This window comes from Marinoscillum luteum (assembly GCF_044005705.1).
Lineage (GTDB): Bacteria > Bacteroidota > Bacteroidia > Cytophagales > Cyclobacteriaceae > Marinoscillum > Marinoscillum luteum.
This window is the reverse complement of the sequence record NZ_JBIPKE010000012.1, coordinates 210,350-227,031: the sequence shown is the minus strand read 5'-3', so window position 1 is coordinate 227,031 and position 16,682 is coordinate 210,350. Positions and strand designations below refer to the sequence as shown.

General features: G+C 47.0%; 15 protein-coding genes. 6 read left to right on the top strand and 9 right to left on the bottom strand.

Going from position 1 to position 16,682, the window contains the following annotated elements; genetic code table 11:
* Positions 1-11: 11 nt before the first annotated feature.
* From ACHKAR_RS04360 to ACHKAR_RS04350, 3 genes are all read right to left on the bottom strand, one after another.
* Positions 12-1,541, bottom strand: a complete 1,530-nt coding sequence (locus ACHKAR_RS04360) for a SulP family inorganic anion transporter (RefSeq protein ID WP_159578869.1) — start codon at positions 1,539-1,541, stop codon at positions 12-14.
* A gap of 184 nt (positions 1,542-1,725) precedes the next feature.
* Positions 1,726-2,418: a class I SAM-dependent methyltransferase gene (locus ACHKAR_RS04355; RefSeq protein ID WP_159578867.1), complete on the bottom strand. Its 693-nt coding sequence runs from the start codon at positions 2,416-2,418 to the stop codon at positions 1,726-1,728.
* A gap of 53 nt (positions 2,419-2,471) precedes the next feature.
* Positions 2,472-4,568, bottom strand: coding sequence for an OmpA family protein (locus ACHKAR_RS04350; RefSeq protein ID WP_395416335.1), 2,097 nt, complete (start codon positions 4,566-4,568; stop codon positions 2,472-2,474).
* Positions 4,569-4,732: 164 nt separating this feature from the next.
* Here ACHKAR_RS04350 and ACHKAR_RS04345 point away from each other — a divergent pair, with 164 nt between their 5' ends.
* Genes ACHKAR_RS04345 through ACHKAR_RS04330 form a run of 4 tightly spaced genes read left to right on the top strand, consistent with a single transcriptional unit; the run spans position 4,733 to position 6,868 of the window.
* Entirely contained in the window at positions 4,733-5,218 is a 486-nt protein-coding gene (locus ACHKAR_RS04345) for a MarR family winged helix-turn-helix transcriptional regulator (RefSeq protein ID WP_159578863.1), read from the top strand.
* Positions 5,215-5,697, top strand: a complete 483-nt coding sequence (locus ACHKAR_RS04340) for a GNAT family N-acetyltransferase (RefSeq protein WP_395416333.1) — start codon at positions 5,215-5,217, stop codon at positions 5,695-5,697. The genes ACHKAR_RS04345 and ACHKAR_RS04340 overlap by 4 nt, the downstream gene beginning before the upstream one ends.
* On the top strand, positions 5,694-5,921 hold the full coding sequence (locus tag ACHKAR_RS04335) for a hypothetical protein (protein ID WP_395416331.1): 228 nt from the start codon (positions 5,694-5,696) through the stop codon (positions 5,919-5,921). The genes ACHKAR_RS04340 and ACHKAR_RS04335 overlap by 4 nt, the downstream gene beginning before the upstream one ends.
* 2 nt (positions 5,922-5,923) lie before the next feature.
* Complete coding sequence (locus ACHKAR_RS04330) at positions 5,924-6,868, top strand: EamA family transporter (protein WP_395416330.1); 945 nt, start codon at positions 5,924-5,926, stop codon at positions 6,866-6,868.
* Here ACHKAR_RS04330 and ACHKAR_RS04325 read toward each other — a convergent pair.
* Positions 6,858-7,727, bottom strand: a complete 870-nt coding sequence (locus ACHKAR_RS04325) for a pirin family protein (RefSeq protein WP_395416329.1) — start codon at positions 7,725-7,727, stop codon at positions 6,858-6,860. The genes ACHKAR_RS04330 and ACHKAR_RS04325 overlap by 11 nt on opposite strands.
* Before the next feature lie 152 nt (positions 7,728-7,879).
* Here ACHKAR_RS04325 and ACHKAR_RS04320 point away from each other — a divergent pair, with 152 nt between their 5' ends.
* Together ACHKAR_RS04320 and ACHKAR_RS04315 are read left to right on the top strand one after the other, a co-directional pair.
* Positions 7,880-8,206, top strand: a complete 327-nt coding sequence (locus ACHKAR_RS04320) for a PadR family transcriptional regulator (RefSeq protein WP_159578853.1) — start codon at positions 7,880-7,882, stop codon at positions 8,204-8,206.
* Positions 8,203-10,794, top strand: a complete 2,592-nt coding sequence (locus ACHKAR_RS04315; RefSeq protein WP_395416328.1) for an ABC transporter permease — start codon at positions 8,203-8,205, stop codon at positions 10,792-10,794. Before ACHKAR_RS04320 ends, ACHKAR_RS04315 begins: the two co-directional genes overlap by 4 nt.
* A gap of 334 nt (positions 10,795-11,128) precedes the next feature.
* On the opposite strand, the gene ACHKAR_RS04310 is transcribed toward ACHKAR_RS04315, so the two are convergent.
* The 5 genes from ACHKAR_RS04310 to sppA form a co-directional block, all read right to left on the bottom strand.
* Complete coding sequence (locus ACHKAR_RS04310; protein WP_159578849.1) at positions 11,129-11,425, bottom strand: hypothetical protein; 297 nt, start codon at positions 11,423-11,425, stop codon at positions 11,129-11,131.
* Positions 11,426-11,527: 102 nt separating this feature from the next.
* Positions 11,528-12,157, bottom strand: a complete 630-nt coding sequence (locus ACHKAR_RS04305; protein WP_395416326.1) for a response regulator — start codon at positions 12,155-12,157, stop codon at positions 11,528-11,530.
* Positions 12,154-13,863 (bottom strand): sensor histidine kinase, encoded by a 1,710-nt coding sequence (locus ACHKAR_RS04300; protein ID WP_395416325.1) that lies wholly within the window; start codon positions 13,861-13,863, stop codon positions 12,154-12,156. Before ACHKAR_RS04300 ends, ACHKAR_RS04305 begins: the two co-directional genes overlap by 4 nt.
* A gap of 18 nt (positions 13,864-13,881) precedes the next feature.
* On the bottom strand, positions 13,882-14,865 hold the full coding sequence (gene bioB, locus ACHKAR_RS04295; RefSeq protein ID WP_395416323.1) for a biotin synthase BioB: 984 nt from the start codon (positions 14,863-14,865) through the stop codon (positions 13,882-13,884).
* Between the two features lie 58 nt (positions 14,866-14,923).
* Positions 14,924-16,657, bottom strand: a complete 1,734-nt coding sequence (gene sppA / locus ACHKAR_RS04290) for a signal peptide peptidase SppA (RefSeq protein WP_395416322.1) — start codon at positions 16,655-16,657, stop codon at positions 14,924-14,926.
* Positions 16,658-16,682 lie beyond the last annotated feature (25 nt).

Here is a 16,682-nt window from a genome sequence, read left to right as displayed (position 1 = left end):
TAATGGAGTGATTAGAATCGATCAAGGGCCACTTTGTAAGTAGGATCCTCCATCACATTCACATCGATGAGGTCATCGGCATTTTGCAGGAGCTGCCTGCAATCTGGGCTAAGGTGCTTCAAATGAACCTTCTTCCCTACTTTCAGGTATCGCTCAGTGAGCTTATTCAGTGCTTCTATGGCCGACATGTCCACCACGCGGCTTTCCTGAAAATCAATAATCACCTCATCCGGGTCATTCTGGATGTCAAATTTTTCATTGAAAGCGATCACCGAACCAAAAAAGAGCGGTCCATAAATCTCATAGTGTTTCACTCCATTTTCGTCAATGCTTTTCCTCGCTCTGATGCGCTTGGCATTGTCCCAGGCAAAAACAAGCGCTGAAATGATCACACCTACGATCACCGCCAAAGCCAGGTTGTGAAGGAAAACAGTGACCAAAGTCACCATCACCATCACGAAAATATCGGACTTGGGCATCTTATTAAAGGTCCGAAGACTGGCCCACTCAAACGTACCAATAGAGACCATGATCATCAGGCCGGTAAGCGCCGCGATCGGCAACTGCTCGATAAGACCAGCCCCAAACATGATAAACACCAACAGCAACACAGAGGCCACGATTCCGGAGAGTCTGGCCCTTGCTCCATTGGAGATGTTAATCAGACTCTGACCAATCATGGCACATCCGCCCATTCCCGAAAACACGCCTGAGAGGATATTGGCGGTACCCTGAGCCACCGCTTCTTTATTACCCCTACCCCGGGTGTCAGTGATTTCATCTACTATATTCAGCGTAAGCAAACTCTCGATCAAACCCACTCCGGCTACAATGGCCGCATAGGGAAAGATGACCACAAGGGTCTCCCAGGTAAACGGCACTGCCGGTAAATGAAACGGTGGAAATCCACCCGAAATGGAAGCAATATCACCCACTGTTTTGGTATCCACACCAAAGGCCACCACGATCCCAAACACACTTAAAATAGCCACCAGAGAAGCAGGCAGGGCTTTGCTGAGTTTGGGCAATCCCCAAATGATCACCATGGTTAACAAGACCAGACCGAGCATCATATACAATTGCTCACCACCAAACCAATTCCCTGAAGAGTCTTTGAAAGAGTCCAGCTGCGACATGAAGATGATGACCGCCAGTCCATTCACAAAGCCGAAAATCACAGGATGAGGTACCAGCCTCATGAGCTTGCCAAGCCTGAGCACCCCTGCAGTCACCTGAATAAGGCCCGCTAATATGACCGTAGCAAAAACATACTCCACCCCATGGGATTGCACCAAAGCCACAATAACCACTGCCACCGCACCTGTGGCGCCGGAGATCATTCCGGGTCGTCCGCCGAGAATGGACGTGATCAATCCCATCACAAAAGCCGCATAGAGGCCCGTGAGCGGCGATAACCCTGCGATCAGTGCAAAGGCCACAGCCTCAGGCACCAGGGCCAGTGCTACCGTAAGTCCGGATAGGATTTCCGTGCGATAGTTGACTTTCTGGCTCAGGTCAAAAAGATTGAAATACTTTTTCATCGTCTGAATGGTGTAGTTTAGTGATAGCTGATACAGCTACCCATGGAATTTAAACAAGTAATTGCAAAATAGCTTCCTGTGGGGTGTTTGGCCTGGTTTGGCCGGCAGAAGCCTTCTGTCTTTTGCGGGTGCAAAAAGAATGCTTTTTTTCATGAAAACATACCAAAGCCGGGATTAAAACCGATCAGGCTCCCCTTCTGGTAATGCAGGCCAGGTATTGATCATTTTCGTCTGTCATCAGAATTTCAAGCTCCATTCCTACAGCGGCTACCTTTTCGGCGAGCGTCTGCTGATCCACATAGAGCCAATCAAACCAATCACCCTTGGTTTCCTGAAATTCATACCGGTATCGCACCTCTCCATAATAGCCAGCGGGTTTGGGTGTGCCGTCCTCATACAGATAGCTGATATCAGAAGAGTCTACGAGTATCTGACCACCGGGACTCAGCAGTTTTTCACAGGTTTGCAGAAATACCTCCACCTGCCCCAAAGTACCGGCCAGGCCCAGACCATTCATGAGGATCAGTACGGTATCATATTGGCCCTGGTGCTTCCTGAAGTCCTCAAACAGGACATTCCGAACCCCCGAACGGCGCATCACGTCCACGCACCCTGGAGAGTTTTCAAGGGCAAACACGTCAAAGCCCCGGGACTGAAGTACCAGCGAATGAGCCCCTGCACCCGCTCCCAGGTCGAGCACGCGCCCTTTACTTTCTATCAGGGCCAGGTGCTCAAGGGTAGTGAAATCCTCTTCTTCTCTAAAAAATACTTCTACCGGCATTTCATCCGGGTCACCGTATGAATTGTGAAGGATAAGTGTGGCTTCATCGTTTCCTTTGTAATAGTCCAGGATCGCCTTTCCATGAAGATCTTTCAAGTGCTGCGGGGTTTGTGTACCCCGCGAAGTTAGGTAGTCTTCTTTTGAAATGTCTACATAGCTGTGATGGTAAACTCCACCCTCCTGTTTCGCTGGCGACCTTCTTCCGTGTCGTTGGTAGCCAGAGGTTTCGCTTCTCCATAGCCTTTGGAGATCAAACGACCACCCGCAATGCTTTTTCCGCTCAGATAATCCAGCACGGCCTGGGCCCTACTTTGGGACAGTGCCTGATTGGCGGCATCTGACCCTACATCATCAGTATGTCCTGAGATTTCTATCTTCATTCCTTCATACTTTTCCAGCAGGGTCACCAGACGATCCAGGTCCGGAAATGAAGTTTCCCGCAAAGTAGCCTTGCCAAAATCGAAGAAAATGTTGTTGATCAAAACCGTCTGTCCTACCTCGATGGGTGCCAGGTACAGGTTTCTCTCAATCTCCTGATACTCCTCAGACTGCTCAATGTTGATGTTGTCACTCACGGTGACGAAGTTTTGTTTGGAAGCCAGAAAGCTGTAGGACTTACCAGAAGTCAATACGATTTTATAGGAGCCATCAGCGGCCAAAGAAGTGGCTCGCCCTATCTCTTTATTGGTTCCCAGATCTCCGTACTGAATCTCCGCAGCCAGAGGCTCGTTGGTTTTTGCATTGAGTACCTTACCATAGACCAGTGTCACAGCCTTGGGCTTGGCTGCCTCTGGTATTTTAATCCTGTAAATGTCCAGGTCACCTTCGTAATAGGATTCAGAAACCACATAAGCGAATGCGCCGTTGGCAGGTATGGTGTAATAGGCATCCCAGTTGGGCGTGTTGATCTGTGGGCCCATGTTCTGAGGCTCCGACCAGTTGAGCCATGTATCATCCAGCCTGCGGGTCATGAAGATATCATTGCTCCCAAAGCCCGGGTGGCCCTTGGTGGAAAAGTAAAGGGTGATGTCATCTGCGGCCAGAAAGGGGCTCGCCTCACTTGCCGGGGTATTGATCACATCGCCCAGGTTGACATGCTCCGACCAGGTACTATCCTCCTGCAGAAACGATACGTAGATATCTTTTGACCCCCGGCTGTCCTTTCGCTCCACGGTGGAAAGCATTACTTTTCTGGAAGACGACAAGCAGCTCTCTGTGTAGTCATTGTCATTATAGTAATTTTCCACAGTCACATCCCTGGGTACTTCCCAGCCGGAGGGCGTGAGGTTAGTGTAAGAAAAACCACTGGTATTGGAGCTGCCATCGGCATGGTAGGTATTGCCAATCAAAAGTCCATTGTTATCAGCGGTGGTACTGATCACAAAATTATGACCGGCATTGTTGATCGGTGTACCCATATTTTGGGCCATTTGCCATTTACCATCCACCATTTTGGAGTACCAAACATCCGAGCGGTCTCTGCGGGTATTATTACCCGGGTGATCATCTCTGGAGAAATACAGGGTAAGTCCATCAGCCGAAATGACAGGTGATTTTTCCGTGTAGGGAGAGTTCACCTCGGTACCCAGAGGCTCCTTCACTATTTGCAAGGTGTCCGTGCCCGGCACCAGGTTAATGTTGCGATAATCCTGCCTGATCTCAATGAAATCAAACTCTACCTTCATCTCATCATACAGCACAAACCCGGACTTAGGTCCTCTGATCTCCATATCAGCAGCAGGCATAGAATACACCTGATAGCCATTGACATAAAAAGTAAGGGCACTACCTTTTCGCTCTACTTTGAGTGAGTTGATTTCATTCATCTTGCTCACCTTATCAGTTTTGGTCCATTCGGTTACAGCCTTATAGCTACCTCCGTCATAACCAGCCACACGAAAGTGACCATTGGAGGTTACGATAAAGAAATTGGCATTGTTAGCATCGGCCGTAGCGAATAGCAAGCCATAGCCATTATTGTCCACACCACTCACCTGTTTGGCCTCTGCCTCAATCACGAAATCACGCTCATACTCTGTGTAGAGCTCCTTGAAAAACAGCCACCCCCCACTCTCGGTCTTTTTGGAAATAACATATTTTCCATCCTGCAGATAGCTCACGTATTCGGTTTTGGTAGCCACAGTCCATTGATTTCTATTGTCTCTAAAGTCGTCTCTGAATACTGTCTTTTGTGCAATGGCAGTAAAAAACATCAGGTAAAGGAGGGCAAAAAGCAGCTTTTTCATGTCAAATTCATTTGGATTCGATGTAAAGCTATAAACCCATCCTACCGGTGGGAATACCGTGAACACGGTATTCTGAAAAAAAACAGAATAAAAAAATTATTCAATACGTAGACAACTACATATATTTTTTCTAGATTTATGTAGACAACTACCTAACTAAGACAATGAAAGATTTTGCACTGGAACTGGGGTGTTTGGGTTTTACCATGAGGCTGAAAAGGCTGAGTGATGCCCTGATGCACGACGGGCGAAAAATGTATAAGGAATTGGGTGTGGACATTGAACCCAACTGGTATGTGGTCTTCAGGCTGCTGAAAAGAGAAGGTGAAATGTCTGTGATGGAAATCGCTGAGAAAATAAAACTGGCACACCCATCGGTAATCACACTGACTAATAAGATGATGAAGGCAGGCTACCTGTCCTCAGCTCAATGCACAGATGACAACCGGCGCAGGTTGCTTACCCTCACACAGAAAGCTCATGATCAGCTCCCCCGCCTGGAGCAAATCTGGAATGCCGGAGAGCGTGGGGTCATCAAGGCCCTGGAAGGGACTGATTTTATGGAGATGTTTGCTCTCATAGAAGCCCGGTTCGGGGAAAAAGGATTTAAAGACAGAACGATAGATGAATTAAACAAACCAACCTTATGAATGCACTTTCGAATACTGTGTCGGTGCAGCTGCTGGAGTTCCAGGAGCAATACGCATCTGATTTTGCCCGGCTAAACTACGAATGGCTGGAGACCTATTTTACCGTGGAGCCCCATGACCGTGAAATGCTCGATGCCCCCAATGAGTACATCATTCAGCCCGGAGGACGCATATTCTTTGCAAAGGTAGAAGATGAGATCGTGGGTACGGTAGCCCTTATTGTGGAAACCCCAGACACTTTTGAACTCGCCAAAATGGGCGTTACACCAAAATACAAAGGTCTCAAAATTGGAAAAATGCTCATGCAACATGCCATTTCCGAGGCCAGAAAAGCTGGTATGAAGCGGCTGGTGCTCGAATCAAACACCAAACTTACCGCTGCGCTGAATTTATACATCAACTCTGGTTTTAAGGTAGCACCACTTAATGAGTGCTCACCCTATGCCCGCTGCAACATCCGAATGGAGCTCACCTTATGATTGCCGACATACTAGGATATCTGGCTCTTGGGTTAGGTATTTTCGCCATGGCCAATAAACACATGCTTTGGTTGCGAATAGCCCACGGACTTTCCGCAGCATTTTATGTGGGCTATGGCCTGATGATCTCTGCTACTCCTATAGTGGTAGCCGGTGTACTCTTTCTGATCATTCATGGCTATCACCTGACCCGAATGTTTCTCGATAGAAAAGCAGTACAATAATTATGACAAAAAAGGCACTCTCTTATCGGTTTCTGATCATGCTTGCATTCCTATGCATTTACTTGATCTGGGGTACCACATACCTGGCTATTGTCGTTGGTCTGGAGGGTTTCCCCCCATTTCTGATGGCTTCCATTCGCTTTTTGGTAGCGGGACTCATGCTGGTGAGTTACAGTCTTTTCAAAGGAGAAGGGTTTCCAAAGAAGTCTTCGCTCATCAAGAATGCATTTATTGCATTGGTGGTACTGGCGGGTGGTCAAGGGCTGCTTATTTGGTCGGAACAGCACATTGCCTCCGGTTATGCGTCTGTATTGGTGGCTACCCTTCCTATCTGGTTTGTGGTGATGGACAAAAAACACTGGAAGCTTTACTTTTCTAACCCCTACATTCTGAGTGGGGTAGCCCTGGGATTTGCGGGAATCATTATTCTTTTTCGTGACAAGCTCACCGAGCCCCTCCCGGCGGCACAAATTCACCTGCAGTTGGTGGCTTCTGTGGCAGTACTGTTTGGTGCGATGTGCTGGGTAGTGGGCACTCTGTATCACCGATCGCGCCCTGCACCTGGCACCCTGTATCAAAACCTGGGTTGGCAACTGCTTTGCGGGGCGGTGATCTGCCTACTGATCAGTCTGTCGATGAATGAACTGGATACCTTCGCCTGGTCACAAACCGACCTCACCTCCTGGAGTGCAGTACTCTATTTATCTGTGGCAGGTTCCATCATGGCGTATATTGCTTACACCTGGCTGCTCAACGAAATGCCCTCCGCTATTGTCGGCACCTATGCTTACATCAACCCGGTGGTAGCCGTATTCCTGGGCTGGTTGCTGGTCGGTGAGGTGATCACCACTCCCCAGATGGTGGGAATGCTGATCATTTTGGTGAGTGCTGTACTCATTAATCTGAATAGAGGGAAAATCAAACCTGTGGCAAAAGCTAAGGCATAGGAATATAGGTATCATCACCTGGCACTTTCGGATATTTTTTGTTCTGCCAGTCAGTTTTGAACTGCTCCAATCTTTCTTTACTGGAAGACACCCAGTTCCAATAGATATAGCGCTCCTCAGGGAAAGGAGCTCCTCCAAAAAGGAAAATATGAGTTCCCGCCTCCATGGTCAGTGAGCACGCACCATCGGTCTTTGAAACCAACATGTGCCCACGATCTACCTTATGCTCACAGGCCTGAACAGTGCCCTCTACTACACAAATACCAATTTCACCCTGCAGCTGATTTCCTATTTCCAGCTGATACCGCTCTGTAGCCACCACCTCTATCATGAATAGTTCTGAATGCACCGGCAATGGAGACTTTCGGCCATAGCCTTCCCCTGCCACCAGCGTAAATCGGGCTCCTCCATCCTCCCATTTGGGCAGGTCTGCTTTATCCAGGTGATGAAACTCAGGAGCCATCTCCTCCAGCTCCTTTGGTAAGGCCACCCAGATCTGATAACCATGTAGTGTATGTGACTTCCCATCGCGAAGGTCCTCGGGAGTGCGCTCCGTATGGGTGACACCCTTACCCCCTACCATCCAATTGACAGAACCTGGTACGATGCGCTGCTGGCTCCCAATACTATCTGCGTGCATAATCTCACCCTCCAGCAAAAAAGTAAGGGTGGATAGTCCGGCATGGGGGTGTTGGTCTATGTCCATGTAGTGACCCGGACCGATCTGGCTTGGCCCCATGTGATCAATAAAGATAAAAGGCCCCACCATTCTCTTTTTCCGAAATGGAAGTAATCTTCCTACCAAAAAGTCGCCGATATCACGGCTCCTTTCCTCTATAATCAAATCAGCATTTGACATTTTTTTTAATAAAGTTACGCCTCAAAAACTTATCAGGAAACCCAACTAGCGATTCATTAAGGCGCTGAAATGAAAAATTTCTGACCCCAAACGCAACTTATTTTTCGCAAATCGTTTATTTGATCTACAATAGTTAATTAAATATCCGTATAATGAATGACTCTAGTATCGGTAGCCTTGAAGAAACCATCCTTTTGATTGTATTGGTGATGCAGGAGGATGTGTATGGCGTCTCCGTGGTGGAAGAGTACGAAAAGCGCACTGGAAAAACCATCTCCATACCAGCCATACATACTGTATTGAGCCGTTTGGAAAAAAAGGGATTTGTGTCCTCTCAGATGGGTGGTGCAACCTCCGAGCGGGGCGGCCGAAAAAAACGCATTTTCGAAATCACCAGGACTGGTTATAAAATCCTCGCCGAACTGAAGGCCACCAGAGATGAACTATGGGAAATGGCACCTCAATTCAATACCATATGAACCAAGCCACCTCACCGCCCAAACTGGCCGACCGCTTTCTGAAATGGTATTGTCATGAGGATCTACTGGATGAGATTCAGGGTGATCTGTATGAGCAATTCCATAAAAACCTAAAGACCAAAGGTTTGGCGACCGCCAAAAGAAAATTCACGCTGGATGTCATTCGTTTTTTTCGTCCCTCAAGTTTCAAATCAACTCAAGTGAGTATGAACACACAAATTATTGCCAACTACATCAAAGTAGCCTTTCGGGTCTTCAAAAAAGAAAAGGCCTATACCTTCACCAATGTATTCGGACTGGCTTTGGGCATCACCTGCAGTCTGTTTATCTATCTGTGGGTTAATGATGAACTCAAGTACAACCAGTGGCCGGCCCATGTAGATGGCATACACTATGTGCTGGTCAACCAAATAGAGTCATCAGGAACCATACATACCTGGAGAACTACACCTCAGCCACTGCGGGAAGTCTTACAGGATAAGTATCCGGCGATAGAAAAAGCCGCCATTACCAACTGGGGGGCCACCCTGATTCTTAAAAAAGGCCAGGAACATGTGACGCTTTCCGGTCACTACGGCTCTCCCGAACTTTTTGACATTTTATCAATCCCATTTATTCAAGGTGACCATCAGTTGCTCTATAAGCAGCCCGAATCTATAGTGATCAACGAGTCCTCAGCAGCACGCTATTTTGGGGATGACTGGCGCTCAAAAAACCTGATAGGACAAAGTATTACGGATAAGAACAACCGCTCTTTTACCCTAGCGGGAATCTTCGAAAACATTCCAAAACATTCTACACTCAAGTTTGATTTCATTATTCCCTTTGATTACTACGTGCTCATAAACCCCTCTCAGAAACACTGGGGCAACTATAACCACAACATGTATGTGAAGCTGGCTCCGGGGTATTCTACAGCCTCAGCCAACGACAACATTCTGAATGCCATTTCCGAAAACCGACCGGACCAGGAGGAAACAGCTCCGCTCATTCTACAGCCCTTTTCAAGTCTATACCTTTACAACAAATATGAGCAAGGCCAGCTTTCAGGAGGCAGAATTGACTATGTAAGACTATTAAGCATCTCGGCCATCCTTATTCTGATATTAGCGGGTGTAAACTTCATGAACCTCACCACTGCCAAGTCTGCTAAACGCTCCAAGGAAACTGGCATCAGAAAGGTCATGGGGGCGGTGAAATCCTCACTGCGAGCTCAGTTTCTCACTGAAGCAATACTGATCACGCTGTTGGCTTTCATTCTCTCTGCATTCTTCACCATGGGCCTCCTTCCATACTTCAATGTATTGGCAGGCAAGGAAATAGGTGCTGACTTCTTTACACCATCTTTCATCCTGGCTTCCCTCGGACTTATTCTTTCCATCGGGTTCATTTCAGGCTTGTATCCGGCCATTTACATGGCGTCCCTGCACCCCATTCTGTCACTCAAGGGAATCATGCGGGCAGATCGATCCAATGCGCTTTTCAGAAAAGGACTGGTGGTTTTCCAATTCGTCATTACAATCGTCATGATTTTTGGGTCAATCACCATTTACAAACAACTCCAATATGTATTCAGCAAAAACCTGGGGCTAGACCGAGAGAATGTCATCAAAATGGGCTTTGGCGATCTCAATCCACAAACATTTGAGATCTACAAAGAAAGGCTCTTGCAAATGCCCGGCATCAAGGCGGTGGCAGCCTCAGATGGAGATCCGACGAATATAGGAAGTTCCACTTCTGATCCTTACTGGACCGGAAGGGATGAGCATACCGATGTTTACTTCAACATCCTGGGTGTCAATCCAGATTTCATCCCACTGATGTCCATTCAGCTAAAAGAAGGTAGAAATTTTGACCGCAACATTGCCAGTGACTCCAACAACTACCTGATCAATGAGGTCTCTGCTAACATTATGGGTTTTGATAATCCTATAGGACAGGACCTGGAATTCTGGGGACAGAAAGGAAAAATTATTGGTGTGACAAAAAACTTTCACATCCAGTCTCTACACGCTCCCTACAAGCCCCTGATCATTCGTATGGACCCTCAACCTTCACTTATGTTGATCAAGACCAAAAGCAATATGACTCAGGAGGCCATCGCCTCCATGGAAACACTTCATAAGGAGTTTCAGCCAGATAGGACTTTTGATTTTACCTTTATGGACAAGGCCTACAATGATCGATATAAAAGTGAACTTCTGGTCAGTCAGCTTACTCTCTATTTTACCATAGTGGCGATCGTCATTTCCTGCCTGGGTTTGCTCAGCCTGGTATCGTTCAATACAGAGATCAAAACGAAGGAAATAGGTATCAGAAAGGTAATGGGAGCCTCAACGGCAAGCATCCTCTCCCTCATTGGCAAAGAGTTTCTTATGCTTGTATTCATCGCCATTGCACTGGCATCTCCGCTGGCCTATTTTATCATGCAGGATTGGCTGAATCAGTTTGCTTTTAGGATTGAGCTTGACTTGTCACTCTTCTTAATGGCAGGCATGAGCGGATTGTTGCTCACGATCCTTACCATTGGGCACCACACCCTTCAAGCAGCCTTGAGAAATCCAGCCGATTCTCTAAGGGATGAATAAGAAAGCAATGATGGATTCTGTTCTCTACAAAGTCAACGCGTAAGGCACATTGAGACCTGTGAGAAATTTGGGGAGACTTTGTAGAGAACAACATCCGTTGCTTCATAGTGTTCACGCCGGTGGAGGACAACTCGCCCCTCCTTGATCTGGTTTCGGCGAAATGATAATTTTAAGTTACTACCGTCGCCATCCACCTTTAATGCAATCTCCCGACAGTAAGTCTGCTTGATCCCAAGAATTCCCTTTCTGTAATGGGCTGGATAAACTCACCTGAAAATAAAAAACCCACATCGTTATCGATGTGGGTCTCCATGAAGTGTGTGCTCACCCATGCCTATTGATGATCTTTCCACGGCTTGTAATTTTTATAAGCCGGTCCTTTAAGTTTATCCTTTGTTGTTAAGTCAAGTTTTACCAGTTCTCCGGTTTTTCGCTCAAGAGGTCGGACGTTTTTAGCGGCCGGTCCCTGTAGGCTTTCACCTTTCACTAAATACACAGTGCTGGCAGGCTTAGGGTCAAGCCATGGCTTTCTGTTTTTAGCTTCGGGTCCTTTCAAATCCCCAGAACCTTGAGCCATTGTGCTCATAACAATCAAAAAACAGAATACGGTCAATGCTGCTAGTTTTTTCATGGTTCCTCTTTTTGGTTTCGTTTACACAAATAAACGGCCCCTGAGGCTCTAGGCATTTCCTGATAAAATGGTAAAATCCCATCCGTATTTATACGGATGTTTTTAGATGAGCTTCAATTTTACCGCCTTTTTGATCAGTTCTGCGGTGTTCTGTACATCCAGCTTCTTCATCATATTCACCCGATGGGTCTCTACCGTACGGGAACTCACAAAGAGCTCCTCGGCTATTTCTTTGGTGGTTTTGCCATTGGAGACGAGCTGTAGCACTTGCGTTTCACGTTCAGAGAGTCGCTGTGTATTGTCTCCTTCCAGCGATATATTACCCACCATAAGTTGAGAGATTTCACTATTGAAATACTTCTTCCCTTTACTGACGGTGAGGATGGCTTCACTGAGCTCTTCCTTATCTGCGTTTTTCAGCAGGTAACCAAAAGCGCCGCTTCTCACAGCCTTCACTACGTACTGCCCATCGGCGTGCATGGTAAGTACGATAAACTTCACGTCGGGAAATCGCTTCCGACTTTCCCTTATGATGGACAACCCATCCGCGCCGGGCATGGTAATATCCATGAGCACTACTTCTGGAAGTGCCTGATCAAAAAACGCATACATACTCTCTGCTGAGTCTGCTTCTCCTTCAATGGAAATAAGATCATCCTCAGCAAAGAGTGACCTCACTCCTTCTCTGAAAAGCTGATGATCATCAACTACGATAACGCTAATTTTACTCATACAAGAGGGATTTCTACTTCTATTACGGAACCTTTACTGTCCGAAGTAAGCTCAAAAATACCATTTTCTACGTTTATACGCTCCCGCATGTTTCTTAATCCATTGCCCAGGGTCACATTTTCAGGGTCAAACCCCTGCCCATTGTCCTGTATGTAGAGACTCACGCGATCGGTAAATTCTGTCAAAGAAATATTCAGAACCGATGCCCGGGCATGTTTCAATACATTGTTCACTGCCTCCTGAGCCACCCGATAAAGCGCGATAGAAATATTGGTAGGGATGCTGATTTTCACATTCGGATCATACTGATAATGCACCTGCAACCGATCCTGGCCGATCTGTTTCACGAGGTTTCGGATGGCCTCCCCTGCGCCAAAATCTCTCAGCACACTTGGCATCAGGTTATTAGAAATCTTTCGCATTTCGCCCAATGTCTCATCAAAGAGACGCATGAGTTCCTTTTTCTCATCCGCCTGGATGGTGCTTGATTCCACTTTGATCTTCAGGATGGTGAGCATAGGCCCCAATCCGTCATGTAGCTCCTGGGATAATCGTTGTCTCTCTTTTTCCTCTCCACTAATCAAAGAACGCTGGTTTTCCAATTTCAGCCGTTTCTCACTCACCTGATAGGCCTGCAATCGTTCCTTCATGCCCATGAGTGCGGCTCCCAGCTTATCCTCTGAACTCAGGAGGTCGTATCTGGCCTCAAAATTTCCTGAACCAATCTCATTTGCAAAAACCACCGTCTGCTTCAACGCCGCGATGAGGCGCTCAAGCGCGCTAAACATCTGGCCAATCTCATCTTCACGCTTCACCACATCAAAAGTAGACTCAAAGATACCTTTGGACATTTTGCGTAGTTGCTCTTCAGTGATCAACACCGGCTTCACCAGTTGGCGGGAGAGCTCGTAGGAAACGATAAACACGAAAATGAGGATAATACCCAATACGATAATGAGATTGGTGCGAAGGCTTTTTAAGGGAAACAGTGCCTCCTGCTCATCAATCTCCGAAAGAATCACCCAGGTGAGATTAGAAACGTCTAATCGCTCGTAGGCACTAAAAACTGTCACTCCACGATAATCACTAATGAGACCGTACCCTTCTTCCCCATCCAGTGCATTGATCACCCCCCGGCTCTTCACTACAATATCAGTGGGTCTTCTTTCAGGAAAAAACCTGGAACTTGATCTCATGGTCATATCCTCGCCAACCAGATATGATTCTCCCGTTTCTCCCAGACCCGTTCGCTCCATGAGGATTGACTGAATATTTGGGCGGAAAATACCAAACCTGACTCTGTTGGCTTCTCTCTTGAATAAGCCTAGCGTGATTTGTCCTTTTGGGTCATGCGGTGTGAGATCCTGAATAACCACCGATCCGATAACCTCCGGAAAGAGTAGCGGATAGACTGATATCACTGTATCCTGACTGATGACCCCCTCTGCAATCAATACGCCCACATTGTCTGGCTGCTCTTCGAAAGCCTGATTCGACAAAAAATCAAATGCCAGGGCTTCTATGCGCTGCCTCACCTGAGATACCTTGAGTTGCTTGACAGACGATAGTTGTAAGAACACCCTCTCTTTCAGGGCTTCCTTGAACTGTATGTAATACAACGCCGACAACAGTGAAATCACTGCCAGTGCGAAGAGAATCATCACCAGAGCAAGCTTATTACGGATTTTAAGGTCCACAAATTTCATTGCTCTGGGGGCTCCGGATTAAACAAGGAATTTTTCGGCTGCTGCTCCTTTAAATGAAGCTCTGGGTTTCAAATTTAGTGTCTGAAACATGGCTTTGTCCTGATCCACTTCAGGGTTGGGGGTGGTCAGCAACTCATCGCCCGCAAAAATGGAATTAGCTCCTGCCAGAAAGCAAAGGGCTTGTTCCTCCACAGACATTCGTACCCTGCCAGCAGACAACCTGACCATAGCCCTTGGCATAATGATCCGTGCCGTAGCAATCATCCTCACCATATCCCACACAGATACTTTCTCCTGATCCTCCAATGGCGTGCCTGGTACAGGCACCAATGCATTCACAGGAACAGACTCAGGGTGCTCACTCATGGTAGCCAGAGTATGGAGCATTCCTATTCGGTCTTCATTGGCCTCTCCCAGCCCTATGATACCTCCTGAGCAGACAGATATCTCGGCTTTTCTCACATTATCTATCGTCTCCAACCTGTCATCGTAAGTGCGGGTGGAAATGATCTCTTCGTAATGTTCCTCAGAGGTATCCAGGTTATGATTGTAAGCATATAGGCCCGCATCCTTCAGTTTTTGCGCCTGAGTTTCTGTGAGCATCCCCAGTGTACAGCACACTTCCATTCCCAGAGAATTCACCCCGGAAACCATCTCAATCACTTTATCAAAATCTCGGTTATCACGTACCTCACGCCATGCAGCTCCCATGCAGAAACGGGTACTTCCACTTTCCTGGGCTTTTTTGGCTTTTTCCATCACAAAATCCACATCCAGTAGCTTATGCACTTTCACGTCTGTATGATAGCGGGCAGCCTGAGGGCAATAAGCACAGTCCTCAGGACAACCTCCGGTTTTGATCGATAGCAAGGTACAAACCTGCACCTCGGAAGGGTCATTGTGCTGGCGGTGCACCGTTGCAGCCTCGTAGATCAGCTCCAGTACAGGCTTATCAAATATTGCTTTTATCTCTTCTTTGGTCCAGTCGTTGCGTATTTCCATTGTTTAATTTTTCTGGGTGGGAAGTTAGTCAGGTTTAAATGTTCACCAAAATTCGATTTTACTTAATCTCCAGATTGCCGGGCAGGCGCACCTGTATGCCGTTCATTCTTTGCAAAGATTCGATCTGCTGAAGATAAGGAGTAAATACCTTCTCCTGACCAGCGAAAATCTTCACCTCTGCCTCACTAAGATCAGTCAGCATTTTTTCTAAAAGTGGTTTTTGTCTGGGGTAAAAGCTCAGGCGATAATCGCCCATGATCCCGGCCTTTTCAGCGGCTATTTTTACTGCAGTATCAAAGGAGCCCAACACATCCACCAAACCTCTCTCTTTAGCTTGAGTACCACTCCATACGCGACCTCCCGCATGTTTCATCAGTTCCTCTACCGGCATCTGTCTGCCTTGTGCAGCTTTGGTTACAAAGGTACGGTATCCCTCTTCTACCTGATTTTGAATGATTGATCGCTCATATTCTGTAAGTGATCTGGTCACTGTCATGAGGTCCGAAAACTCGCCAGTGGATACGCTCTCATTGGTGATGCCCAGTTTGTTCTCCAGAAAGTCACCAAAGTTGAAAAGTAATCCAAAAATCCCAATGGATCCGGTGATGGTATTGGGCTGAGCCACGATGGTATCGCAGGGCATGGCGATGAAATACCCTCCGGAAGCCGCCACATCTGACATAGAGGCAATGATGGGCTTTTTGCCTTTGGTGAGCATGATTTCTCTCCAAATGATATCTGAGGCTGTCAGGCTGCCACCGGGAGAATTCACCCTCAGGACTATCGCTTTGACAGAACTGCTCTCCCGTGCTTTTCTGATCTCCTTAGCAAACTGATCACTACCCACAGCGTCATCTATCTCGCCCATCACTATATCGCCATTGGCCACGATCACAGCGATCTTATTGCTGGACAGACTACTGGCGGAAGTGGTCTTCATATATTTATCAAAGGTGATCAGCGTAAGGTCTTCACCAGCCCCTAGTCCCACTTCCGATTTAAGTAAGTCAACCATCTCATCTTCATACGCTACTTTACTTACCAAACCTGCTCGCGCCGCATCTTCTGGTAAGCGTACCTTCATTTGATCTGAAATCTCCTTAAGAGCATCCACTGAGATGCCACGGGTAGCAGAAACATTTTGCAAGTAGGTATCATGCACAGATGTGATCAATTCGGTCAACTGGCGCCTGTTTTCTTCACTCATAGACTTGCGAATGAATGGCTCCACAAAGCTCTTGTATTCTCCAACTCTGAAAATCTCCGGCTCTATCTCCAATTTGTCAAAAAGCCCTTTGAAAAAGGTAACTCCGGCCGTCAACCCGTTGAACTCCAATGACCCTTGAGGATTCAGGTATATGGAGTCAGCTACTGACACGAGGTAATAGTCCCCTTCGCTGATGTATTCTCCGTACGCATGTACAAACTTCCCTGAACTTTTAAAGTCGATAATGGCATCTCTGATCTCCTGTAGCGAGGAATAACCAGCCGAAAGAAATTGAGGCTCGATGTAAATGCCGCGAATGCGATCGTCATACGCCGCAGCATCAATGGCGGCCAGGAGGTCTAACAAGCTGATGGGTGCTGGTCCGCCCCCAAGTAATTCCTGCAATGGGTCATCCACGGCCTTTTCTACCACCACCCCGGACAGGTTCAGGTGTAAAACCGAGTTGTCCTCTACATGCGGTATGGATTCTGAAGAAGCAGCGATACTGCCCAAAAGAAAAATCAATAGGAAACAAAAAATAAAAAGGCCCACGATAGTGGCCAATAGATTGCGCAGAAATGCCATGTTATATTTTTAAATACTATTATTT